Below are 20,972 nucleotides of genomic sequence, written 5' to 3'. Positions count from 1 at the left end.
TCCCGTTCGGCCTGCGCGCAGCAGGTGCCGGCGCCCTCGGCCGGGTCGGTCGGCGGGCCGGCGGGTCGGCCGGGGGACGTCGTCCGCCGCCGGCCTCACGGGCCGAGCAGCCGGTACGCCCGCCGCAGCCGCTCGACGAGGCCGGGCCCGCCGATCGCGGGGGCCGGCGCGCCGAGCTGCCGCAGCAGCAGATCCGGTCCGGTCGACAGGCTCGGTGGCCGGTCGGGCAACGGCACCGGCGGCAGCCAGAACCGGTCGACCGCGTCGGCCAGTGGCGCCGACGGCAGGCCGGCGAGCGCCCGCGCGGCCCCGACCGGGGCGACGTCCACGGTGTCCCGGCCGGCCTTCGACCCGGTCAGGTCCGCGTGCCCGACGACGGATCCGGCCGGCGCTGCGGCGCCCTGCTCAGCGTCGTCCCGCCCGGACGGCGCGGCAGCGCGCGTGCCGTCCGGTGCGACTGCCGGCGGCTCGCCGCCGCCCACGGCGCCGGCCCGGAGGACGCGCAGCCGGTCGAGCAGCTCGGCCCGGCTGCGTCCCCGCCAGTGCAGCAGTTGGAACGGGTCCGCGTCGAACGCCTCGGCGAGCAGGTAGAACGTGGCCGCCAGGTGCTTGCAGGGGACGGCGAAGTCGGGGCAGCTGCACCGTTGACGCAGCTCCGCCACGTCGGCGGGGAAGAGCGGGGCGCCGGCCGCGACGAACAGCTCCTCCAGTTCCGGGGGCAGGTCGCCGGCGAGCAGCCGGGCGCTGAAGAACGCCTGGGCGGCCAACTCCGCCTCGACGCGGGCCCAGAGCGCCTCCGGGAACACCGGCAGGGCGATGCTCACCTCGTACGGTCGCGGGCGGGAGCCCTGCACGGCGGCGGCGACGGTGCCGGCGGCGACGTCCAGGCGGATCACCTGACCCGCCCGCGCGTACGACCTGCCACGGGTCAGCCGGGTGCCGAGGGCGAAGGACTCCAGCACCTCCAGGAACCGCCGCGACCACCAGGACCGGCCGATGGCGCCGCGCGTACTGCGCGCCTTCAGCCCGCCGTCGACCCGGCGCGGCGGGCCGTAGTCGGCGAACCGGCCGCTCGCCGGCTGCCCGCTCACTCCACCACCGCCCCGGCCTCCAGCGTGAACAGCTCGCGCAGTTGCGTCGTGGACAGCTCCGTGACCCACTGCTCGCCGGTACCGACGACCGAGGCGGCGAGGCTGCGCTTGTCGGCGATCAGCGCCGCCACCTTCTCCTCCACCGTGCCGGCGCAGACGAACTTGCGGACCTGCACCCGGCGCCGCTGGCCGATGCGGAACGCCCGGTCGGTGGCCTGGTCCTCGACCGCCGGGTTCCACCACCGGTCGACGTGCACCACGTGGTTTGCCTCGGTGAGGGTGAGCCCGGTGCCGCCGGCCTTCAGGGACAGGACGAAGATCGCCGGTCCCCGGGGGGACTGGAACCGGGTGACCATGGCGTCCCGGTCGGCCTTGCCGACCCCGCCGTGCAGGAAGAGCACCTCGCGGCCGAACCGGGCCGACAGGTGCCCGCGCAGCATGCCGCCGAACTCGGCGTACTGGGTGAAGAGCAGGGCCCGCTCCCCCGCCGCCAGGACCTCCTCCAGGATCTCCTCCAGGCGGGCCAGCTTGCCGGAGCGGCCGGGCAGCGCCGAGCCGTCGCGCAGCAGCTGCGCGGGGTGGTTGCAGACCTGTTTGAGCCGGGTCATGGCGGCGAGCACCAGCCCCCGTCGCTCGATGCCGTCGGTGGACTCGATCCGGGCCAGCATGTCGTCGACGATCGCCCGGTAGAGCGAGGCCTGCTCGGCGGTGAGGTTGCAGAGCACCTCCATCTCCAGCTTCTCCGGCAGGTCGGAGATGATCGAGGAGTCGGTCTTGAGCCGGCGCAGCACGAACGGGCCGGTGATCCGGCGCAGCCGCTCGGCCGCCTCGGCGTCGCCGTGCCGCTCGATCGGCTCGGCGTACTTCTTGCGGAAGGTCGCCGCCGGTCCCAGCAGCCCCGGATTGGCGAACTGCATGATCGACCAGAGGTCCGCCAGCCGGTTCTCCACCGGCGTCCCGGTGACGGCGATCCGGTGCCGGGCGGGCAGTGCGCGGACGGCCTCGGCCTGCCGGGTGGCGGCGTTCTTGATGGCCTGGGCCTCGTCGACCACGACCCGCCGCCAGTCGATGCCGGCCAGGTCGACCGCGTCGCGGGCCGCGACCGAATAGGTGGTGAGGACCAGGTCCGCGTCGTGCACGGCCGTGGCGAACGCCTCGCCCCGCGCCCGCTCCGCGCCGTGGTGCACGTGTACGCGCAGCCCCGGCGTGAACCGCGCCGCCTCCCGCTGCCAGTTGCCCACCAGCGACATCGGGCAGACCAGCAGGGTGGGGCCGGCGCCCGGCGGGTCTCCGGCGAGCAGGGCGAGCAGCTGCACCGTCTTGCCCAGCCCCATGTCGTCGGCGAGCACCCCGCCGAGCCCGAGGGACTGGAGGAACGCCAGCCAGGCCAGCCCCCGACGCTGGTACGGCCGCAGCGTGCCGTGGAACGCCGGCGGCGGGTCCAGCGGGGTGAGCCGCCGCTCCACCGCCCCGGCGAGCAGGTCGCCCAGCGCGCCGTCGGCGCTGACCTCCAGCACGGGCAGCGCGTCCGGCTGCTCGGCGTCGGCCAGGCCGAGCCGGAGCAGGTCGGCGACGGTCAGCTCGCCGGAGGAGCGGAGCAGCCGCAGGCCGGCGGCGAGCCGCTTCGGGTCCAGCTCCACCCACTGCCCGCGCAGCCGCACCAGCGGGGTCTTCAGCGCGGCCAGCGACGCCAGCTCCTCGGCCGTGAGCGGCTGGTCGCCGAGGGACACCTCCCAGCGGTAGTCGACGAGGGCGTCCAGCCCCACCCCGCCGACGGTGGCGGCGACGGTGCCCGGGGCCGTCCGGCTGCGGGCCTGCAACCGGGCGCCCAGCCGGGACGACGGGCGCCGCCACCAGGACGGCAGCAGCACGGCGAACCCGGCGGCGTGCAGCACCGGTGCGCCCTCGCGCAGGAACCGGTGCGCCCCCTCGACGTCCAGTTCCAGGGCCTCCGGGGTGGCCGCGCGCAGGGCGGTGTCCAGCTCGGGCCAGAGCCGGCTGGCGCGGCCCAGCTCGGCGAGCAGGGTCTCCTGTGGGTCGTCGCCGCGACCGGCCAGCCCGGCGACGGTCTCCGGTGCCCGCCAGACCTGCCCGGCGTCCACGTGCAGGCTCGGCTCGTCGGCCGCCTGGAGGCCGAACTCGACCCGCCACCGCCCGGGCGCGCCCACCGTCGCCGCCGGCTCGGCGGGCACCACGACGACCGGCTCGGTGACCTCCTCGGCCAGCGGCTCGACCAGGCGGAAGCTCGCCCGTACCGCGCCGCCGGCCGCGTCGCGCTGCCAGGCGTCCAGCTCGGCGCGGAGGGTGTCCAGCCCGGCCAGGTCGGCGGCGAACTCCCGCACCGGCCCGGTGAGCGCGGCCAGCCAGGCCGGCACGGCGCCGTTCGGGCGTACGCCCCGGGCCAGTGCGGTCTCCGCCAGGGCGGCCCGGACGGCGGCGTCGGCGAGCGCGTCGAGCGCGTCGGCGACCAGCGCGCCCGGCGCGTGGTCGGTGTCGGGGCGGGACGGCGTGCCGGCGGCGGCACGGCGACGCCCCGGTCCGTCCTGGCCCCTGGCGGCGCGGGCGGCCGGGGGCAGGGCCAGCGCCAGCGCCCTGGCCCAGGCGGCGTCGGTGCCGGTCAGCAGCGGTCGCCACACCGCGCGGGCGGTGACCTCCGCCCGGTTCCCGCCGGCCTCCGACGGTTCGGCGAGGCCGGGCAGGACCCGGCCCCGGGTCGTCAGGTCGACCGCGAAGTCGGCCAGCTCGGCGAGGTGGCGCAGGGTCGCGCCCGGCACGGCGGCCAGCTCGGCGAGGCCGCGCAGCAGGGTCAGCGCGGCATCGGAGGCGTACCGCAGGACGGGGACCCGCCACCCGGCGAGGGTGACCGCCCCGCGGACCGCCCCGGCGACCTCGGGGCGGACGAGTTCCGGCGAGTCCAGCGGCGCGCCGGACCGGGTGGGGAGGGTGAGCAGGGCCGTGCCGAGGTCGGTCGGCTCGGCCGTCGCGGCCAGCGCGGCGGCGAGCGTGGCGTGGTCGGCGGCGAACGGGTGCGGCCGTTCCCGGGGCGCCCGGCCCGGGCGGCGCGGCGCGTGGGCCGGCAGCGTGCTGTCCTCGGCCCAGACGGCGAGCCCGGCGTCCGGACGCCAGACCCCGTGGACGACCAGCACGTGTCCCCCTCCTCGCGACGACCCGGCGAGGATATCGGTCCGGCCCCGCCGGCCCCGACCAGCACGCCGCCGGCCGCTTCCGCGACGGCCGACAGCCGGGCGGCCGGGAGCGGACGGCGGGGCTAGGGTCGGGCGGGTGTACGACCTTCTCGTGATCGGCGGTCTCGGTGTCGACGTGCGGGTGCGGGTGCCGGAGATCCCGCTGCCGGCCGCCGACTCCGTACCGGTCGACCCGATCGACCTGCGGATCGGCAACACCGGCGCCGGGGTGGCGCTCGCGGGGCACGCGCTGGGGCTCCGGGTGGCGCTGGTGGACGTCGTCGGCGCCGACCCGGCCGGCGACGTGGTCCGGGCCGCGCTGGCCCGTACCTCCGTGCACGCCGTGCTGGGTGAGGCCCCCGCCGGCACCCGGCGGTCGGTGAGCCTGGTCGACCCGGCCGGCCGGCGCATGTCGCTCTACGACCCGCGCCCCTGGCACGGGCCGCCCCCGTTTCCGGCGGGCGAGCTGACGGCGCTGGCCCGGGCAGCGACCCACGTCCACCTGACGATCATGGACTGGACACTTCCGCTGCTGCCGGCCCTGCGTGCCGCGCTGCCCGACGGCGTCGCCCTCTCCACCGACCTGCACGACTGGGACGGAACGAACGCCTACCACCGGCCCTTCGCCGAGGTGGCCGACCTCGTCTTCGTCAGTGGCGTGCGGCTGGGTGCGGGGGCCGGCGCGCTCGCCGCCGCGCTGGCGCCCCGCACGGTGCTGGTGACCCGGGGCGCGGACGGCGCCGAGGTGCACTCCGGCACGGGCGACCCGACGCGGGTGCCCGCCGCCGTGCCGCCCGCGCCGGTCGTCGACACCAACGGCGCGGGGGACGCCTTCGCGGCGGGCGTGATCGCCGGGCGGCTGCGCGGCGCGGCGCTGACCGACGCGGCGGCGTACGCGGCCCGGGTCGCCGCGGCGGCCTGCACCCACGACGGGATGGAGTATCCGCCCGGCCTGCTGCCGCGTCGCTGACGGCGCGGCTCGTCGCCGGCGCCCGGTCAGCGCGTCGGCGGCGGGGCGGGCCGTACGGACTTCTGTCGACCGGGCCGCACGCTCAGACCGCGCCGGTGGCGCCGTCGGTCAGCTCGCGCAGGATGTCGGCGTGCCCGGCGTGCCGGGCGGTCTCCTCGATCATGTGCACCAGGATCCAGCGCAGCGACACCTCGCCGAGTTGCGGCTGCGGCACGACGTGGTCGAGGTCGAACCGGGCGGCGACCTCCCGGGAGCGGGCGCAGGCCTGCTCGTACGCGGCGGCGAGCCGTTCGACGGTGTCGTCTTCGGTGAGCGTGAAGCTGGCCAGCCCGTCCTCCTCGGTGCTCAGGTAGACGTCGTCCGGGCCGGGGGCCAGCAGGCACGGGAACCAGTTCCGCTCGACCAGGGTGAGGTGTTTGACGAGACCGGCGACGGTGGTGGCCGAGGGCACCAGCCGGCGGGCCGCGTCGGCGTCGGAGAGCCCGCGCAGCTTGCGCAGCAGCACCCCCCGGTGGAAGTCGAGGAACGACTCGAGCACGGCCCGCTCGTCGCCGGTGCGCGCGAGCACCGGCCCGAGGGTGGGGTCGATTGCCATCTCCGCCATCCACCGACCCTAGTACCGGGGCACCGCGCCTCGCTGCCCCGCTATCCGCTGCGGGCTCCGCCCGGGCGCGGCAGGATGGGACGCATGGCATCAACGGTGCAGATCCCCCTGGCGGGTGGCGTGGCCGACGGCGAGACCGTCACCGTGGAGCTGGACCCGAACGGCCGCCCGCCGCTGACCCATCACCACCTCGGCGCGAAGGGCCTGGCCGAGGCGGAGATCTACGAACTTGAGTCCGTGGAGGGCGAGACCGACCGGTGGTGCTACCGCTGGCGCGGGCCGGCGGTCTGAAGGCGGCTCAACCCACCCGCGCTCCGAGGCGGCTCAGCCCACCCGGGTCAGGGCGCGGGCGCGCAGGCTGTCCAGCACCGCGCGGGTGACCTGCGCGGTCCCCCGGGCCTCGTCGCACACCTCGGCCACCCGCCGGGCGGTGGCCTCGGCCCGCTGCTCGCGCTCGTCCCAGAGCCGGTCGACCTCCGCCAGCAGCGGGCCCTCCACCTCCCGCTCGACGCCGCGCAGCGCCGGCACCCCGAGCCGCTGGGCCAGGTCGAAGACCTTGCCGGCGTACGGCAGCGGCAGGAACGGCGTGCCGGCCATCGCGGCGAAGATCAGGAAGTGCAGTCGCATGCCCACGGCCAGGTCGAAGTGGCGCATCAGCCCGAGCACCTGGTGGGGCGAGTAGGTGCCGTGCAGGATCCGGCCCCGCTCGGCGGCGACCATGTGCGACAGCACGCCGTGCGAGTGCCGGATGTCGTCGCGCTCCATCGGGACGAAGAGCACGTACGCGTCTATCCGGTGCACCAGGAAGTCGCCGATCTGGGCGAGCAGACGGTGGTAACCGTCGACGTCGAGGCGCTCGGCCGCCCGGCCGGGCTCCCGCACGCTCATCCCGATGAGGCGCTTGCCGGCCGGCACGCCCTCCTCCCGCAGCAGCTCGGCCGGGAAGTCCTCGGGCTCGATCAGGAACGCCGGGTCCGCGGTGACGGTGATCGGGTTGAGCAGCCCCGCCTCCTCCAGCATCATCCGGGACTCCTGGTCCCGTACGGTCACCTGGGTGGCGCTGGCCAGGGTCTCCCGGACCATGCCGGTGTCCACGCCCTCGCTGAGCGGCCCGACCCCCACCGCGTACGTCAGCAGCGGCAGGCCCCGCTCCTGGGCGACCCGCACCACCCGCAGGTAGCGGCGGGCCTCCCGGTCGTAGAGGATGCCGCCGCCGCCGAGGATCAGCACGTCGAGCTGGGCCAGCACCAGCGCCGAGTCGGTCCGGCTGATCCCCTCCCAGGGCACCGCCTCCACGTCGGGATGGGCGAGGCGGGTGTGCTCCGGGTTCCGGGAGAAGACGATGATCCGCCCGCTCGGCTCCTGCTCCCGCAGATCGGCCAGGAGGCCGCTGAGGATCGCCTCGTCGCCGAGGTTGCGACCGCCGTACGAGCCCAGCACCCCGATGGTCAGTCCGCCGTCACGCGTCATCCGTCGCTCCTCCCCAGGTGCGTCCGGGCGGGGTTTCCCGCTGGGCGGGGGAACACTCCTGACGCGGCTCAGCTCGCGGGGGAGATCCGTTTCGTCATCTGCTGGGCGGCGACGCGGTAGCCGAGGCTGCGGTAGAGGTGGATGGCCCCGGTGTTGGAGCCGAAGACGTTCAGCCCCAGCTCGGGCGCCCCGAGCGCGGCGAGTTCCGCCTCGATGAGCTGGATCATCCGCCGCCCGTGCCCCCGTCTCCGATGTCCGGGATGCACCTCGACGTTGTTGAGCCACGCGGTGTGGGGCCCGGCGGGGCTGCCGGGCAGCGAGACCCAGATCCACCCGACCTCGACGTCACCCACCCGGGCCGTACGCAGCAGGGAGCCGGCGGAGTCGACCCCGTCGGGAAGGAGTTCCCGCAGCTGGGTGGTGGCCCGCTCCAGGGCCACGGGCGGGGGCAGGCCGCGGTCGGCGGTCATCGCCTCGGCGTACGAGCGCACGAGCGGCTCCCGCAGCCGCGCGAACTCGTCGGCCGTCATCGGCACCAACTCCACCACGCCTCCCCCTCCCCCGGACTCACCGGTCGGCGGTGCCGACCAGCCGGGACACGAACGCCACGACCACGTCGTCGGGGTCGAATCCCGCCTCGATGGACGTGCCGAGCAGGTCGAGCAGCAGCCCGTCCACGGCGTAGTGCAGCAGAGCGACCTCGAACGCGCCACCCGGTAATCCGGAGGCGAGATGGAACGCCACGTCGTCGCGGTAGCCCCGCCGCAGGGTGTCGCCGAGGATCCGGGCCAGGTCGGGGCGGCGGGCCGCCTCCAGCCGCAGCTCGATCAGGGCCCGGGTGAGGTCGGGCTGCCGGGTGGTCCGCTCGACGATGTAGCGCAGGTAGTCGGTGAACAGCTCCAGCGACGGCTCGCGGGCGGCCAGCTCGGCCAGGACCCGCTCGTCGGGGGCGAACCGCTCCATGATCCGCTCGCCGAGGGCGCCGAGCAGCGCGTCGCGGGAGCGGAAGTAGTTGGAGGCGGTGCCGGTCGGCACCCCCGCCTCGGTGTCGACCGCCCGGTGGGTGAGCCCCCGCGCCCCGGTGGCCGCCAGCACCCGCAGCCCCGCGTCCGCCAGCGCCGCCCGTCGTTCCACGTTCCTCGCCATGGGAAACACCGTAGCAACAACCACTACGCGTGTAGTAGCTTCATCCACGACACCCGTAGTGATTGGAGAACGGTTTGCGCAAGCTCGTGTACTACGTCGCCAGCACCCTCGACGGCTTCATCGCCGCCCCCGACGGGTCGTACGACTTCTTGGGGTTGGCCCCCGACCTGGCCGCCCACGTGGCGGCCAACTGGTCCCAGACGCTCCCGACGTTCGTCCACCCGCAGTTCGGCATCGACGAGGCGACGGGCCGCTTCGACGCGGTGCTGATGGGCCGGGCCACCTACGACCCGGCACTACAGCTGGGCGTCACGAGCCCGTACGCCCACCTCACGCAGTACGTCTTCTCCCGCACTCTGCCGCCGGCCGCCGAGCCGGAGGTGGAGATCGTCTCCACGGACCCGGTCGAGTTCGTCCGGGAGCTGAAGCGCCAACCCGGCCGCGACATCTGGCTCTGCGGCGGCGCCCAGCTCGCCGGCCAGCTCCTACCCGAGGTCGACGAGCTGATCATCAAGCTCAACCCGTACGTGGTCGGCAGCGGCATCCCGCTCACCGCCCGGGGATTCGACCCGCGCCGGTTCGACCTGGTCGACACCCGCCCGTTCGACAGCGGAGTCGTCATGCTCCACTACGCCCGCCCCGCCGAGGCCGGGTAGCCGTTCCACGGTGAGCACCAGATTGGCGTCCAGCTCGTCGCGGCCCGGTCGTCGAACGGCGGCACACGTCGGCGTCAGCCGGGCGGGGGCACCGGGTGGGTCAGGAACGGCAGGACGGCGGCGGGCAGCGCCGGCGAGGTGACGATGTCGTAGTGGGTGAGCCCGGGCAGCACGGCGAGCCGGGCGGCCGGCCGGTCGGTGCCGTCCCAGCCGGCGTCGCGGTGGCCGCCGCCGAGCAGCCCGAAGAACTCCACCATGTGCGCGGTGCTGACCGAGTCGCCGTCGGCGAAGACGAGCAGGGTGGGCACGGTGAGGGCAGCCACCTCGGCCGACCAGTCGTAGTCGCGCCGCAGCAGCTCGCCCGTCTTCGCCCAGAGCCGTGACCAGTCCCCCGGTCGGGGTGCGACGCGCGTGTAGAGCTCGTACGGCGGGGTGCCGCGCATCCGCTCGCCGGCCGCCTCGTCGGGCTCGGGCATGCCCGCCAGCACCCCCGGATACCAGCCCTGCCGTCTGCACGGCGCGGAGACGACGACCAGCCGGCGCACCCGGGCCGGATGCTGGATCGCGGTACGCAACGCCACGCCGCCGCCGAGGGAGTAGCCCATCACGTCGGCCCCCGCCAGGCCGAGCTGGTCGATCAACGCGGCCACGTCGTCGGCCATCGACTCGTGGCGCAGCGGACGGTCGACGTCGGCGGTGCGCCCGTGGCCCTGAAGGTCGACCGCGATCACCCGGCGACGCGCGGCGAGCGCCGGCAGGACGGCCGCGAACATCTCCACCGACCCGAAGCCGCCGTGCAGCAACAGCAGCGGACGGCCGGTGCCGTGCTCCTCGTACCACAGGCGCAGCCCGTGGACCTCCGCGTAGCTCACCGCCCCATCCAACCCCGCCCGTACGGCGTGCGCGGGCCGTCGGGGCGCTTCGCCCTCGTGGTGACGCCTCCGCGCGCTACAGGCGCTTGCGCATCTGGATGGCGGTCGCCTCGAAGCCCAGCTGCTCGTAGAGCGTCCGCGCGGGAACGTTGAAGCCGAAGACGCTCAGGCCGATCGAGCGGACCCCCCACTCCCGGCACTGCCGCTCGACGGCCTGCAACATGGCCCGCCCGTAGCCCCTGCGCCGCAGGTCCGGTCGCACCTCGAAGTCGTAGCCGAAGGCGTGCGGGCCGTCCGACTTCTGCTCGACGTGCAGCCAGAGCATGCCGACCTCGTCGTCGCCGTCGTAGGCCGTCCAGAAGTGGTGCCCCGACGTCGCCAGACCGTCCGGCAGCAGCTTCGCGTAGTCCTCCTGCGCCTTCGCCTCGGCCTCCGGCGCCGGCATCGCGCCGGAGTCGGCGATGTTCCGCGCGTAGCTCGCCTCCGCCCGCTGCCGGTACCGGAGGTACTGCTCGGCGGTCATCGACTCAAGTCTCAGCGTCACCCCGACACCGTATTTCAGCCGTCCGGGCCGGACGGTCCGGCAAGGACAAACAGGACGGTCGACGGTCGCCCCCGCTCCACGGCCGTCCCGGCTAGCCCGGCCGGACGCACGGGTCGGTGACCGTGCGGGTCGCGCTCTGCGCCGTGCGGCCGTCTTCGGCGGTCGCGCGTACGGACCAGGTCAGCGTCGGTACGCGCAGCTGCCCGACGCTCACCCGCGCGGCCGACCCGTCCACCGTCATCGCCCGGGTCGACGTCCTTCCCCCGCTGGGTGTCCAGCGCACCTCGGCGCCGCTGAGCGCGGCGCTGCCGGTGGCCTGCACCACGAGCGTGTACGTGTCCGAGCCGCACCGCACGTGAGCGGTGGCGGAGACCGTGAACGCCGCGGCCAACTGGGGTGTGGCGGTCGGCCGGGGCGCGGTCGGAGTCCGGGACGGCGCCCCGGTCGGCGACGGCGCGGGACCGCCCGGCACGGCGTCGGGCGCGTCGGTCCGGGCGTCACCGTCCGTCGGCGCGGCCACGGGGTCGGGTGTCGGACCGGCGGCCCCGGCCGGCGGTTCGGCGGCCCGCGTGCCGGTTGCCGGGGCGGTGCCCGACGGCGGCGCGGAGGCGGCCGTCACCGGATCGCCGGCCGCCGGTCCGCGCGTCTCCGATACCGGCTGGCCGGAGGCGTCCCGCGCGGCGGTCGGACGCCCGAGTCCCAGCGCCCAGGTCCCGAGCGCGGCGAGGAGGATCAGCAGAGCCACGGTCGTGGCCACCCGCCGGCGGCGCCGGTCGCGGTTCGCAGGCGAGGTCGCCCGCACGGCATGCGCCGTACCGCGCTCCGCCACCGCACCGGCCGGAGCCGCCGCCGCACCACCCGGCGACGTCGCCGCACCGTCCGAGGACGTTGTTCCACCACCCAGCGGCGTTGCCGCACCGTCCGAGGACGTTGCCGCACCGTCCGTGGCCACCGCCGCCGCGTCGTGCGGGGCCACCGGCCCGTGCGGTGCCGGCGCGGGCCCGTCGACCGCTCCGTCCGTCGCGGGCACGGGTCCGTCAGCCGCTCCCTGCGCCCGCCCGGCGTCCCCCGTCCCGGGCAGCGCCTCGGCCGACGGCACCGGATCGGCGGACGGCGCCGGGTCGGCCGACACGGGGTCGGCCGTGGCCGCGCCCGCCGGATCGGCGCTCGCCTCGGGAGCCGGATCGGCCAGGACGCCGGTCGCGCAGGCGTCGGCCAGCCGCGGCCACACCGCGTCGGCGACGACCAAGAAGGCCGGCGCCGTGTACGCCGACAGCAGCGCGGCCGGGCTCAGCTGTTCCCGCCGGAGCAGCCCGCACACCGCGCAGCTCTCGATGTGCCGCGAGACCCGCTTGCGCAGCGTCGGCGTGAGTCGGCCCTGCCAGCCGTCGATCAGTCCGGCGAGGGCCGGGCAGTCCCGAGCTCCGGTGCGGGCCACCAGCAGCGCCCCCAGCGCGCGTTCGAGCTGCGAGCGGGCGCGCGACAGGCGGGCGTGCGCGTGGTTCGCGGGCACCCCGAGGGCCGCGCCGATGTCGGCGGACGACAGGTCGTGGCGGATGGCCAGGTGGACCACCTCACGGTCGCCCGGGTTCAGCGCGGCGACGGCGTGGTGGACCAGGTCGCGTACCTGCTCGGCGTTGACGCCCGTGCCCGGGTCGGCGACGTCGGCCACCTGCTCGCCGGCCTCCTCGATCGGCAGGGAACGGGACCGCTCGCGGAGCTGCCGGAGGCACTCGGTGCGCACGATGGCGTACAACCAGGAGCGCAACCGGTCCGGCTCCCGGAGCTGGCCGATGCGCTGGCGGGCGGTGAGGAAGGCGTCGTGGACGGCGTCCGCGGCGGCGTCCGGCTCGCGCAGCATGGCCCGGGCGTACGTGTACAGCCGGTCGGCGTAGCGCCGGTACATGCCCTCCAGCCCGGCCCGCTCGCCGCGCCGCAGCGCCTCGACCAGCGTGGAGTCGTCCTGTGCCGCCGTGTCCATCCGTGTCCCTCGCTGCTCGTCGACGGGTCCAGTAAAGCGGCGAAATTTTTTTCTTCGAAGTTTCTGTTGGCATCCCGACCCGCCCGCGCTCCTACCGGTGTCAGCGCGACGAACAACCGAAGGGAAGACACCATGCGAGAAGGATCGAAGCACATCCGTTGGACGCGTCGGACCGCCACCGTGGGCGGGGCCGCACTGAGCGCGCTCGTACTCGGCCAGCTTGCCCTCACCGGGCCGGTGGCGGCGGTGCCCGGCCTGAGCATCAAGACGACGACCGGCCCCAGCAACAGCAGCGCGAAGACGCAGAACGCGGCCTGCCCGACCGGTACGAAGGTCATCGGCGGCGGTGGCGCGATCACCGGTTCCGGCCTCGGGCAGGTCGGCATGGACATCATGCGACCGCTGATCGGCGGCGACGCGTACTCGGTGACCGGCCGGGAGGACGAGAACGGCGTCGGCGGCAACTGGGCGGTCACGGCGAGCGCGATCTGCGCCACGCCGCCCGCGGGCCTGGTGATGGTGTCCGGCAGTTCGGCGCCCAGCTTCGGCACGTCGAACTGGTTCGAGAAGTCCTGCCCGGCCGGCAAGCACGCCATCGGGGTCGGCGGCGCGGTCGTCGGGGCGTCGAACAGCGAGGTCGTCCTGGAGGACCTGCGCATCAACCAGAGCAGCGTCGTGGTGGCGGGCGCCGAGGACGGCACCGGCTTCGCCGACACGTGGTGGCTGGACGCCACCGCGATCTGCGCCGACCCGCTGCCCGGCGAGCAGCGCGTGATCGACGACAGCGTCTACAGCTCCGCCTCCACCCGCTCGGTCACGGCCACCTGCCCGCCCGGCACCCGGGTGCACGGGGTGGGCGGCGAGATCCTCGGCGGCGACGGGCAGGTGCGCCTGACCGAGATGCGGGCCACGACCTCGACCGTCGTCACGGTCTCCGCCGCCGAGGACGAGGACGGCTTCAGCAGCAACTGGAAGGTGCGCGCGTACGCCGTCTGCGCGAACTGACCCGGTGCCCCGTGGTCCCGCGCCGCACCTCGGCGCGGGACCACGGGCGACCGCCGGTTGACGCCCCACGGCTCACTCGTTGTGGAGCACCTCGGCGATCGTGAGCCGGGTCGCGCCGCGGGCCGGGACCAGTGCACCGAGGAGCGCGATCACGACGCCGGCACGCCCGGCGCCCCCAGCGCCAGGCTTCCCACCGGGGCGAGGGAGATCCCCTCGCCGTAGATGACCCTCCGCGCCCCGGTATCCCGCGCGGGCACGGCCAGGCCGATCCGCATCCGATCAGGCGGGGTGTCGAGAACCACGCCGGCTCGGCAGGTACGGCGAGGCGACGTGCGTTGCCGGGCTAATCGGTTGGCCCCGTGCGGCCGCCGCACTACCGTGCCGGTCGTGCCCATCCACGATCACGAGGTCCGAGCCACCGTCGCTCAGGTGCGCCGGCTGGTGGCGGCCCAATGCCCGCAGTGGGCGGACCTTCCCGTGACAGCCCTCCCCGGGGAGTTGGAGGGCACCGACCACGTCCTGTTCCGGATCGGCAGCGACCTCGTCGCCCGGATGCCCAAGATCGCCACGGCCGTCGACCAGGCCGATTCCGACGCTCGGTGGCTGCCCTTGCTGGCGCCTCACCTGCCCGTACGGGTTCCCGTCCCGCTGCACCTCGGTGAGCCGGGCGCGGACTACCCCTGGCGGTGGACGGTGGTGCCGTGGATCCCGGGAGACACACCGCCCCGACTCGGCTGCGACGACGTACCCCTGGCCCGCGAGGTCGCGGCCTTCGTCCGTGCCCTGCACCGGGTGGATGCCACCGAGGGCCCGGTCAAGCCGCCGGGTTCCCGCGGGTCCGCCCTGCGGCACGTCGACGCGGCCGTCCGCCGGGTGCTGCCCCGCCTCGCCTGGCACGACGACGGCTTCGACGTGGCCGAGGCCGAGGCCGCGTGGGACGCCTGCCTCGCCGCTCCCGACTGGGACCGGAATCCCGTGTGGCTCCACGGCGACCTTCAGCCGGGCAATCTGATCACCGACGCCGGCCGGCTGGTTGCGGTCGTCGACTTCGGGGCGCTCGGTGTCGGCGACCCGGCGCCGGACGTGGCACCGGCCCTCTGGACCTTCACCGGCGCGGCGCGGGACGCGTACCGGAAGGCGGTCGGGTACGACGACGCCACCTGGCGCCGCGCCTGCGGCTGGGCCCTCGCACCGTCGTTGACCGGCATCGACTACTACCGGCACAGCTTTCCCCGGATGGCCGAGCACGGCCGCCGGATGGTCCGCGCGGTGATCGCCGAACTGCTGTGAGCACGACCGCGACCATTTCGGGCACCACCGCCGACGCGGCGGGCCCTAGCATCGCGGGTATGGCGACGCGGCTCGTGCAGATCAACATGAAGGCTCGGGACGACTCCGCGCTGGGCGGATTCTGGGCGGAGGCGCTCGGCTGGGGAATCTCCAGCGAGGGACCCGGCGTGACCAACCTCGAACCCGAGGGCTTCGTCTACCCCGACCCCGTCGCGGTCTGCGTCGACCTCATCGTCTCCCCGGAACCCAAGACGGTGAAGAACCGCGTGCACGTCGACCTCGCCACCACCTCGGCCGCCCATCAGGCGGAACTGGTCACGCGCCTGACGGATCTCGGCGCGACACCCGCCGACATAGGTCAGGGCGACGTCCCGTGGACCGTCATGGCCGACCCGGAGGGCAACGAGTTCTGCGTGCTGGACCCCCGACCGCTCCACCGGGACACCGGACCGATCGCCGCGGTGGTGGTCGACTGCGCTGATCCGCGAGCCATGGCCCGCTTCTGGGGCGAGGCGATGGACTGGGCCGTGCACGAGGTGACCGATGACAGGGCGCTACTGCGCTCCGCCAAGGACGTCGGCCCATACCTCCAGTTCCTCCGTACGCCCGGGGTGAAGACCGGGTGGAACCGCGTCCATCTCGACGTCCGCCCGTACCCGGGCGACGACCTGGCGGCCGAGGCGGCCAGGCTGCGGGCTCTCGGCGCCACCGCCATCGACCTGAGCCCGGACGAGGTGCCGTGGACCGTCCTCGCGGACCCGGAAGGCAACGAGTTCTGCCTCCTCACCCCAGGCTGACCCGAGCCCTCGTCGCGCCGCTCACCACGGCCAGGCCCGGACTGTGCGACGCGGCTGGATTCGAAGTCCGCACACCAGAATCGCTCCGTGGCGAGCAGCAGGCAGGGAGCTTCCTCGTGAACCGGGTCGTCCAACAGGTCCTGCTCTACCGGACGCCCGACCGGTGGCGCATCACGGTCTGGGAAACACCCGAAGCCATCGCATGCGGCGACCTACCCGACACGCCGCCAGACGCACCCATCGGCACCGCCCAGCAGGACCTCCTCGCGCATCTGCGCAGGCACTGGAACTACACCGGCCAACTGACCTGGTACGAGGAGAGGCCCGACCGGTGGGTCGCCGCGCCAACCACCGACTGAGCCGAAGATCCTTCAGCCGGACATGTCACCGCTGATGGTGAAGGGTGGGCGCGGCAGGTTTCGAACCTGCGACCCCTCGCTTGTAAGGCGAGTGCTCTCCCACTGAGCTACGCGCCCGGAACCCGTACGAGCGGGCCGGAGGGAGGCAAGCTTACCCTGCCCCCGCCGACCCGGTCGTACGGCGTGCCCGGTTGTCAGGCCGCGACGGCCTCGGCCAGGGCCTTGCGCCAGCCCTGCTGGTCGCGGGCCTCGCCCGGCATGTTCATCTCGGCGAAGCGGACGACGCCCGCCTTGTCGATCACGAAGGTGCCCCGGTTGGCGATGCCGGCGACGTCGTTGAAGACGCCGTACGACTGGGCCACCGCGCCGTGCGGCCAGAAGTCGGCCAGCAGCGGGAACTGGTAGCCCTCCTTGTCGGCCCAGATCTTGTGCGCGTAGACGGAGTCGACGCTGACGGTCAGCACCTGCACGTCGTCGTTGACGTACTCGTTGAGGTTGTCCCGCACCTCGCACAGCTCACCCTGGCAGATCCCGGTGAAGGCGAGCGGGTAGAAGACCAGCAGCACGGTGCGCTTGCCACGGAAGTCCGAGAGGCGGACCTCCTGGTTGTTCTGGTCCTTGAGCACGAAGTCCGGCGCCTCGGCGCCAACCTCGATCGGCATGCGAGCTCCTCAGGATGGGGTCGGAATGGGCAACAGCCTGCCACACCCGGCAGCGGGCGCCGCCGGGTGATCGCCGGCGTCGGCCTACTTCTTGCCCTTGGCCCCGCGGCGCAGGACGAGGCGGGCGCCGCTCCAGTCCCGGCCGGCGTTGACGGTGGAGGTCTGTTGGAGGCCGGCGGTGGGCGCGGACTCGGCGATCTCGCTCGGCTCGACGTGCCCCTCGCGCCCGGCCTTGGGCGTGAGTAGCCACACGACGCCGTTGTCGGCCAGCGGGCCGAGGGCGTCGACGAGGAGCTCGAAGAGATCACCGTCGCCGTCGCGGTACCAGACCAGCACCGCGTCGACCACCTCGTCGGTGTCCTCGTCGACCAGCTCTCCACAGCGGTCGGTCAGGGCGTCCCGGAGATCCTGGTCGACGTCGTCGTCGTACCCCATCTCCATGACGACCATCCCCGGTTCGATCCCGAACCGGTCCGCCAGGCTGCGTACCCCGTCGGCGGCCTGACCAGCGGTCGCGCTCACTGTCGCGTGCCTCCTCAACTCATCCCTACCTGCGGCGTCACGGCGACGCCGTCAGGCAAAGTCCACACAGTTGTGGCTCCCTGCGCAAGTGGCGCACCGGGTGGAACGGAATTTACCGTGCCAGGAGCGTGCGGGCACCCTGGGTAATTGCTTCCTCGGAGACGAGAACCTGACGCGCCGCCGGACCTAATGGTACAAACGAGTCAACTCCGGCCACTCGTCGCGCAGCGCCGACATATCCGGCATCCACCAGGGCCGCGATGACGCCCTCGCCCACGCCGCCGGACCGCCGGGTTTCGTCCACGACCAGCACCCGGCCGGTCGCCGCCGCCTCGCGGATGATGTCGGCCACCGGCAGCGGGGACAGCCAGCGCAGGTCCACCACCCGGGTGCCGATCCCCTCGTCGGCGAGGGTCGCCGCCGCCCGCAGGGACATCCGCACCCCGTTACCGAACGTGATGATCGTGACGTCCTCGGCCGAGCCGACGCCGTAGACGCGGGCCCGGCCGAGCGGCACGTGCCCGCCGGTCCACGCGCCCGGCTCGGCGTACGGGGCCAACCACTCACTGTCACCGTCGGCGTACAGGTCGCGGGTGTGGTAGAGCGCGATCGGCTCCAGGAAGACGCAGACGCTGCCGTCCACCGCCGCGCTGGCCAGGCAGGTGCGCAGCATGGGCGCGGCGTCGTCCGGCCGCGCCGGCACCGCGATCACCAGACCCGGCACGTCCCGGAGTACGGCCACCGAGTTCTCGTTGTGGAAATGCCCCCCGAGGCCCTCCTCGTACGCCAGGCCCGCCACCCGCACGACCATCGGGTTGCGGAACGCCCCCTGCGAGAAGAACTGCGTCGTGGCCGCCTCGCCCCGCAGCTGGTCCTCGGCGTTGTGCAGGTACGCCAGGTACTGGATCTCGGGCACGGGCAGCATCCCGGCCAGCCCGGCACCGAGCCCCAGCCCGAGGATCGAGGTCTCGTCGAGCAGCGTGTCGAAGACCCGGGCCGCGCCGAAGCGGTCCCGCAGCCCCTTCGTCACCCCGTGGACGCCGCCCTTGGCGCCGACGTCCTCGCCGAACACGGCCATCTGCGGGTGGTCGAGCATCCCGTCGGCGAGCGCGGCGTTGATGCTCTGCGCCAGCGTCAGCGGGCCGGTCAGCTCGGGCGGCTTCCCGCCGAACGCCTCCGCCCTGGCGGCGGCCCCGGGGCCCGTGGCGCGGGCCGCCGCGTCGGCGATCGCCCGGGCGAGGCGTACCGGGCGGCGGGGTGCCAGCGGGGCCACCACCTCCGCGGGCACGGTGAGCTTCGGCTCGTCCAGCACCTCCTCGGCGATCCGGCGCACCTGCCAGCCGATCTCGTCGTAGCGGGCCAGCAGTTCCTCGCCCGTGGCGACCCCGGCTCCGACGAGCAGCCGTGCGGTGCCGGCCAGCGGGTCCCGGTCGAGGTCGGCGGCGATCTCGTCGGCGCTGCGGTACGCGGTCTCGGCGTCCGCGCCGGCGTGCCCCATCAGCCGCACCGTCGACAGGTGCAGCACGGCGGGCCGCCGGTGCCGGCGCACCCAGGCCGCCGCCTCGACCGCGACCTCGTACGCCCGCACCAGGTCGCTGCCGTCGGCGGCGAAGTAACGGATCCCCGGCTTGGACCGCAGCGTGGTCGCCACCCACCCCTTCGGGGAGCGGACGCTGATGCCGAGGCCGTTGTCCTCGCAGACGAAGAGCACCGGGATGCGCAGGCCGGTGTGGTCGTACCAGCCGGCGGTGTTGAACGCGGCGGTGGCGCTGGCGTGGTTGACGGAGGCGTCGCCGAACGAGCAGACCACGATGGCGTCCGTCGGCCAGGAGACTTGCTCGGCACCGTCCCCGCTGCCGGCCCGCGCCCCGTCGCGCCGGCCGGAGGTGTCCAGCCGGCGCAGCCGTTCCACCGCCAGTCCCATCCCGACGGCGCGGGGCAGGTGCGCGGCGACGGTGGGGGTGGTCGGGACGACGGCCAGGTCGGCCCGGCCGAAGACCTTCTGGCGCCCGCCGGCGATCGGCTCACGGCTGGAGGCGACCATGCCCCGCAGGACGTCGCGGGCCGCCTCGGCGTACCCCGGATGGAGCGGCCGGTCCACGACGGACCCGGCGCCGCCGGCCGGCTCGTCCGGTTCGGGGGCGTCCGGATCGGCGGCGACCGGGGCGGCACTGCCGGCGGGGCCGCCCGGGACGCGACCGTCGCCGGGGCCCGCCGGGTCGACCTCAACGGGCCCGTCGGCCGCAGCCGGCCGGTCGACGCCACCGGGCTCGCCCGCAAGCTGCCCCGTCCCGGCCCGCTCGGCCCCGACCCGCTCGGCCCCGGCCGGCTCGCTTCCGGGCCGCCCCGCCACGGGCCGCTCGCCCTCGGGCCGCTCGCCCTCGGGCCGCTCGGCGACCGGCCACTCGGCCTCGGGCCGCTCGGCCGACGCCGATCCGTCGGCCTGGGCCGCGCGGACGCAGTAGAAGGCGCCCGAGCGGTAGTGCAGCAACGCCGGATCGGTGGCGCGCAGCGCGGCGGCGACCGCCGCGTTGCCCTCGTGGCCGGCGGAACCGGTCGTGTAGAAGCCCTCGCCGAAGCTGTGCAGCCAGCGGCCGGCGAGGTCGAGCTGGCGGCTGGTCGCCTGGGCGTCGAAGAGCTCCAGCGCCCGCGCGCCGGTCAGCGTCGTGTCGTCGGTGACCGGCCGTGCCGGGTCACGCCGCTGCGGCGGGGCGGCCAGCGCGGCCAGCGTCTCCCGGAACCGGTCGTCGAGATCTTGCGGGGTGGTCACGTCGGACAGCATTACCGACAAGCGGCCCGCGCGCCCACTCGGACACGAACGACGCGGTGTGGGTCAGTCCTCGTCGCAGCGCTCGGGACAGCCGCCGTCGGAGACCTTCCAGACCAGCTCACGCAGGGCCGCCAGCTCCTGCGCGGTGAGCCCGGCGAGCAGCCGGGAATCCGACACGACCTCGTGCACCCGGGCCCGCATCTGCCGCCCCGGCCCGGTCACCACCAGCGTCTTCTGCCGCCGGTCGACCGGGTCGGCGTGCCGCTCGACCAGCCCGGCCCGCTCCAGCTTGTCGACCAGGGCGGTCACGTTGGACCGGTCGCAGCCCAGCCGGGCGGCGAGGTCGCGGGCCGGCAGCGGCCGGTCGGGGTCCAGCTCGTGCAGGGCCCGCGCGGTCGCGGGGGTCAGTCCCAGTTCGGCGATCCCCCCGTCCTGCTGGTGGCGCAACGCGGCGGCGATGTGGGCGATGCGGCGCACCACGTCGCCAGCCAGCGCCGCGCGGTCGGCGGGACCCGGCGGGGTGGAGGGGACGGTGTGCGACGCCATGCCCCACATCGTACGCGCGTCAAAGGTTGAATTACTCCACCATCAGGACGGCGTCAGCCGGGGAGGAACGAGAAGCGGACGCTCCGGGTGGGGTTGTCGCCGTTGGGGTCGACCAGGCAGACCGACTGCCAGGTGCCCAGCGCCAGCCGCCCGTCGACGACCGGCAGCGTCGCGTACGGGGGGACGAACGCCGGCAGCACGTGGTCGCGCCCGTGGCCGGGCGAGCCGTGCCGGTGCCGCCACCGGTTGTCGGCGGGGAGCAGGTCGTCGAGCGCCGCGAGCAGGTCGTCGTCGGATCCCGAGCCGGTCTCGATGATCGCCAGACCGGCGGTGGCGTGCGGTACGAAGACGTGCAGCAGACCGTCGCCCTGCCCGGAGACGAACCGCTCGGCCTCCGCCGTGATGTCCCGGACGGTCGGCCGGCTCCCGGTCTGGACTGTGATCACCTCACTGCGCATACGACGCATTCTGCCCGAGGAGGCCGTCGGCCGCCCGGATCCCA

The 20,972-nt window shown here is 74.8% G+C and carries 20 protein-coding genes, 1 tRNA gene and 2 pseudogenes; 7 read left to right on the top strand and 16 right to left on the bottom strand.

All coding sequences use genetic code 11. The features are described from left to right. Positions 1 to 95: 95 nt before the first annotated feature. The 3 genes and pseudogenes from ACGFIG_RS11850 to ACGFIG_RS11840 form a co-directional block, all read right to left on the bottom strand. Complete coding sequence (locus tag ACGFIG_RS11850) at positions 96 to 1,091, bottom strand: SWIM zinc finger family protein (protein ID WP_393001853.1); 996 nt, start codon at positions 1,089 to 1,091, stop codon at positions 96 to 98. Continuing rightward, positions 1,088 to 3,571: pseudogene (locus tag ACGFIG_RS11845) on the bottom strand (DEAD/DEAH box helicase); the annotation flags it as partial. The pseudogene ACGFIG_RS11845 and the gene ACGFIG_RS11850, both read right to left, overlap by 4 nt. Positions 3,572 to 3,642: 71 nt before the next feature. Then, positions 3,643 to 4,237 (bottom strand): annotated as a pseudogene (locus tag ACGFIG_RS11840) (ATP-dependent helicase); the annotation flags it as partial. A 136-nt stretch (positions 4,238 to 4,373) separates the two neighbouring features. Between ACGFIG_RS11840 and ACGFIG_RS11835 the strand changes: the two are divergent. Beyond that, on the top strand, positions 4,374 to 5,246 hold the full coding sequence (locus tag ACGFIG_RS11835) for a carbohydrate kinase family protein (protein WP_393001851.1): 873 nt from the start codon (positions 4,374 to 4,376) through the stop codon (positions 5,244 to 5,246). 82 nt (positions 5,247 to 5,328) lie between these two features. Here the strand turns inward: ACGFIG_RS11835 and ACGFIG_RS11830 are convergent, their stop codons facing one another. Continuing rightward, the gene (locus ACGFIG_RS11830) at positions 5,329 to 5,850 is read right to left on the bottom strand and encodes a DinB family protein (protein ID WP_393001849.1); all 522 of its coding nucleotides are present in this window, start codon (positions 5,848 to 5,850) and stop codon (positions 5,329 to 5,331) included. 84 nt (positions 5,851 to 5,934) lie between these two features. Between ACGFIG_RS11830 and ACGFIG_RS11825 the strand changes: the two genes are divergently transcribed. Continuing rightward, positions 5,935 to 6,141: a hypothetical protein gene (locus tag ACGFIG_RS11825; protein WP_393001847.1), complete on the top strand. Its 207-nt coding sequence runs from the start codon at positions 5,935 to 5,937 to the stop codon at positions 6,139 to 6,141. Positions 6,142 to 6,174: 33 nt separating this feature from the next. On the opposite strand, the gene ACGFIG_RS11820 is transcribed toward ACGFIG_RS11825, so the two are convergent. The 3 genes from ACGFIG_RS11820 to ACGFIG_RS11810 all read right to left on the bottom strand — a co-directional run bounded on the left by ACGFIG_RS11820 (position 6,175) and on the right by ACGFIG_RS11810 (position 8,466). Then, positions 6,175 to 7,320, bottom strand: coding sequence for a polysaccharide pyruvyl transferase family protein (locus ACGFIG_RS11820; RefSeq protein WP_393001845.1), 1,146 nt, complete (start codon positions 7,318 to 7,320; stop codon positions 6,175 to 6,177). 68 nt (positions 7,321 to 7,388) lie between these two features. After that, positions 7,389 to 7,868, bottom strand: coding sequence for a GNAT family N-acetyltransferase (locus ACGFIG_RS11815; RefSeq protein ID WP_393001843.1), 480 nt, complete (start codon positions 7,866 to 7,868; stop codon positions 7,389 to 7,391). Between the two features lie 19 nt (positions 7,869 to 7,887). Continuing rightward, positions 7,888 to 8,466, bottom strand: a complete 579-nt coding sequence (locus ACGFIG_RS11810) for a TetR/AcrR family transcriptional regulator (protein ID WP_393001841.1) — start codon at positions 8,464 to 8,466, stop codon at positions 7,888 to 7,890. Positions 8,467 to 8,540: 74 nt separating this feature from the next. On the opposite strand from ACGFIG_RS11810, the gene ACGFIG_RS11805 reads away from it, so the two are divergent. After that, positions 8,541 to 9,122, top strand: a complete 582-nt coding sequence (locus tag ACGFIG_RS11805) for a dihydrofolate reductase family protein (protein WP_393001839.1) — start codon at positions 8,541 to 8,543, stop codon at positions 9,120 to 9,122. Between the two features lie 74 nt (positions 9,123 to 9,196). Here the strand turns inward: ACGFIG_RS11805 and ACGFIG_RS11800 are convergent, their stop codons facing one another. The 3 genes from ACGFIG_RS11800 to ACGFIG_RS11790 form a co-directional block, all read right to left on the bottom strand. After that, complete coding sequence (locus tag ACGFIG_RS11800; protein ID WP_393001837.1) at positions 9,197 to 9,994, bottom strand: alpha/beta fold hydrolase; 798 nt, start codon at positions 9,992 to 9,994, stop codon at positions 9,197 to 9,199. A 76-nt stretch (positions 9,995 to 10,070) separates the two neighbouring features. Then, positions 10,071 to 10,538, bottom strand: coding sequence for a GNAT family N-acetyltransferase (locus ACGFIG_RS11795; protein ID WP_393001835.1), 468 nt, complete (start codon positions 10,536 to 10,538; stop codon positions 10,071 to 10,073). Between the two features lie 91 nt (positions 10,539 to 10,629). Continuing rightward, entirely contained in the window at positions 10,630 to 12,519 is a 1,890-nt protein-coding gene (locus ACGFIG_RS11790; protein ID WP_393001833.1) for a sigma-70 family RNA polymerase sigma factor, read from the bottom strand. A gap of 132 nt (positions 12,520 to 12,651) precedes the next feature. Between ACGFIG_RS11790 and ACGFIG_RS11785 the strand changes: the two genes are divergently transcribed. The 4 genes from ACGFIG_RS11785 to ACGFIG_RS11770 all read left to right on the top strand — a co-directional run bounded on the left by ACGFIG_RS11785 (position 12,652) and on the right by ACGFIG_RS11770 (position 15,970). Further along, a complete protein-coding gene (locus tag ACGFIG_RS11785; RefSeq protein ID WP_393001831.1) occupies positions 12,652 to 13,524 on the top strand; it encodes a hypothetical protein in 873 nt (290 codons plus the stop codon). 387 nt (positions 13,525 to 13,911) lie between these two features. Continuing rightward, positions 13,912 to 14,814, top strand: coding sequence for an aminoglycoside phosphotransferase family protein (locus tag ACGFIG_RS11780; protein ID WP_393001829.1), 903 nt, complete (start codon positions 13,912 to 13,914; stop codon positions 14,812 to 14,814). A gap of 59 nt (positions 14,815 to 14,873) precedes the next feature. Then, positions 14,874 to 15,611 carry a VOC family protein gene (locus ACGFIG_RS11775; protein ID WP_393001827.1) on the top strand — a complete coding sequence of 246 codons (738 nt, stop codon included), beginning with the start codon at positions 14,874 to 14,876 and terminating at the stop codon, positions 15,609 to 15,611. A gap of 116 nt (positions 15,612 to 15,727) precedes the next feature. After that, on the top strand, positions 15,728 to 15,970 hold the full coding sequence (locus ACGFIG_RS11770; RefSeq protein WP_393001825.1) for a hypothetical protein: 243 nt from the start codon (positions 15,728 to 15,730) through the stop codon (positions 15,968 to 15,970). A gap of 45 nt (positions 15,971 to 16,015) precedes the next feature. Here the strand turns inward: ACGFIG_RS11770 and ACGFIG_RS11765 are convergent. The 6 genes from ACGFIG_RS11765 to ACGFIG_RS11740 form a co-directional block, all read right to left on the bottom strand. Beyond that, a tRNA-Val gene (locus ACGFIG_RS11765) sits at positions 16,016 to 16,087 on the bottom strand. A 77-nt stretch (positions 16,088 to 16,164) separates the two neighbouring features. After that, positions 16,165 to 16,632 (bottom strand): peroxiredoxin, encoded by a 468-nt coding sequence (locus ACGFIG_RS11760; RefSeq protein ID WP_393001823.1) that lies wholly within the window; start codon positions 16,630 to 16,632, stop codon positions 16,165 to 16,167. 84 nt (positions 16,633 to 16,716) lie between these two features. Beyond that, complete coding sequence (locus tag ACGFIG_RS11755; protein WP_357450928.1) at positions 16,717 to 17,154, bottom strand: DUF3052 domain-containing protein; 438 nt, start codon at positions 17,152 to 17,154, stop codon at positions 16,717 to 16,719. A 112-nt stretch (positions 17,155 to 17,266) separates the two neighbouring features. Beyond that, positions 17,267 to 19,936, bottom strand: a complete 2,670-nt coding sequence (locus tag ACGFIG_RS11750) for a thiamine pyrophosphate-dependent enzyme (protein WP_393001821.1) — start codon at positions 19,934 to 19,936, stop codon at positions 17,267 to 17,269. Positions 19,937 to 19,987: 51 nt separating this feature from the next. Further along, a complete protein-coding gene (locus tag ACGFIG_RS11745) occupies positions 19,988 to 20,470 on the bottom strand; it encodes a MarR family winged helix-turn-helix transcriptional regulator (protein WP_393001819.1) in 483 nt (160 codons plus the stop codon). 53 nt (positions 20,471 to 20,523) lie between these two features. Then, positions 20,524 to 20,928, bottom strand: a complete 405-nt coding sequence (locus ACGFIG_RS11740; protein ID WP_393001817.1) for a YjbQ family protein — start codon at positions 20,926 to 20,928, stop codon at positions 20,524 to 20,526. Between the last annotated feature and the right edge of the window lie 44 nt (positions 20,929 to 20,972).

Origin of the sequence: Micromonospora sp. NPDC049048 (assembly GCF_043197615.1) — a bacterium.
Taxonomy (GTDB): Bacteria; Actinomycetota; Actinomycetes; order Mycobacteriales; family Micromonosporaceae; genus Micromonospora.
This window is presented reverse-complemented; position numbering and strand designations above follow the sequence as displayed.

Excerpts from the sequence above, each read along its gene's own strand:
- ACGFIG_RS11740 (WP_393001817.1), bottom strand. The coding sequence starts at position 20,928 with ATGCGCAGTGAGGTGATCACAGTCCAGACCGGGAGCCGGCCGACCGTC.
- ACGFIG_RS11745 (WP_393001819.1), bottom strand. The coding sequence starts at position 20,470 with ATGGCGTCGCACACCGTCCCCTCCACCCCGCCGGGTCCCGCCGACCGC.
- ACGFIG_RS11790 (WP_393001833.1), bottom strand. The coding sequence starts at position 12,519 with ATGGACACGGCGGCACAGGACGACTCCACGCTGGTCGAGGCGCTGCGG.
- ACGFIG_RS11775 (WP_393001827.1), top strand. The coding sequence starts at position 14,874 with ATGGCGACGCGGCTCGTGCAGATCAACATGAAGGCTCGGGACGACTCC.
- ACGFIG_RS11760 (WP_393001823.1), bottom strand. The coding sequence starts at position 16,632 with ATGCCGATCGAGGTTGGCGCCGAGGCGCCGGACTTCGTGCTCAAGGAC.
- ACGFIG_RS11820 (WP_393001845.1), bottom strand. The coding sequence starts at position 7,320 with ATGACGCGTGACGGCGGACTGACCATCGGGGTGCTGGGCTCGTACGGC.
- ACGFIG_RS11830 (WP_393001849.1), bottom strand. The coding sequence starts at position 5,850 with ATGGCGGAGATGGCAATCGACCCCACCCTCGGGCCGGTGCTCGCGCGC.
- ACGFIG_RS11785 (WP_393001831.1), top strand. The coding sequence starts at position 12,652 with ATGCGAGAAGGATCGAAGCACATCCGTTGGACGCGTCGGACCGCCACC.
- ACGFIG_RS11750 (WP_393001821.1), bottom strand. The coding sequence starts at position 19,936 with ATGCTGTCCGACGTGACCACCCCGCAAGATCTCGACGACCGGTTCCGG.
- ACGFIG_RS11810 (WP_393001841.1), bottom strand. The coding sequence starts at position 8,466 with ATGGCGAGGAACGTGGAACGACGGGCGGCGCTGGCGGACGCGGGGCTG.
- ACGFIG_RS11825 (WP_393001847.1), top strand. The coding sequence starts at position 5,935 with ATGGCATCAACGGTGCAGATCCCCCTGGCGGGTGGCGTGGCCGACGGC.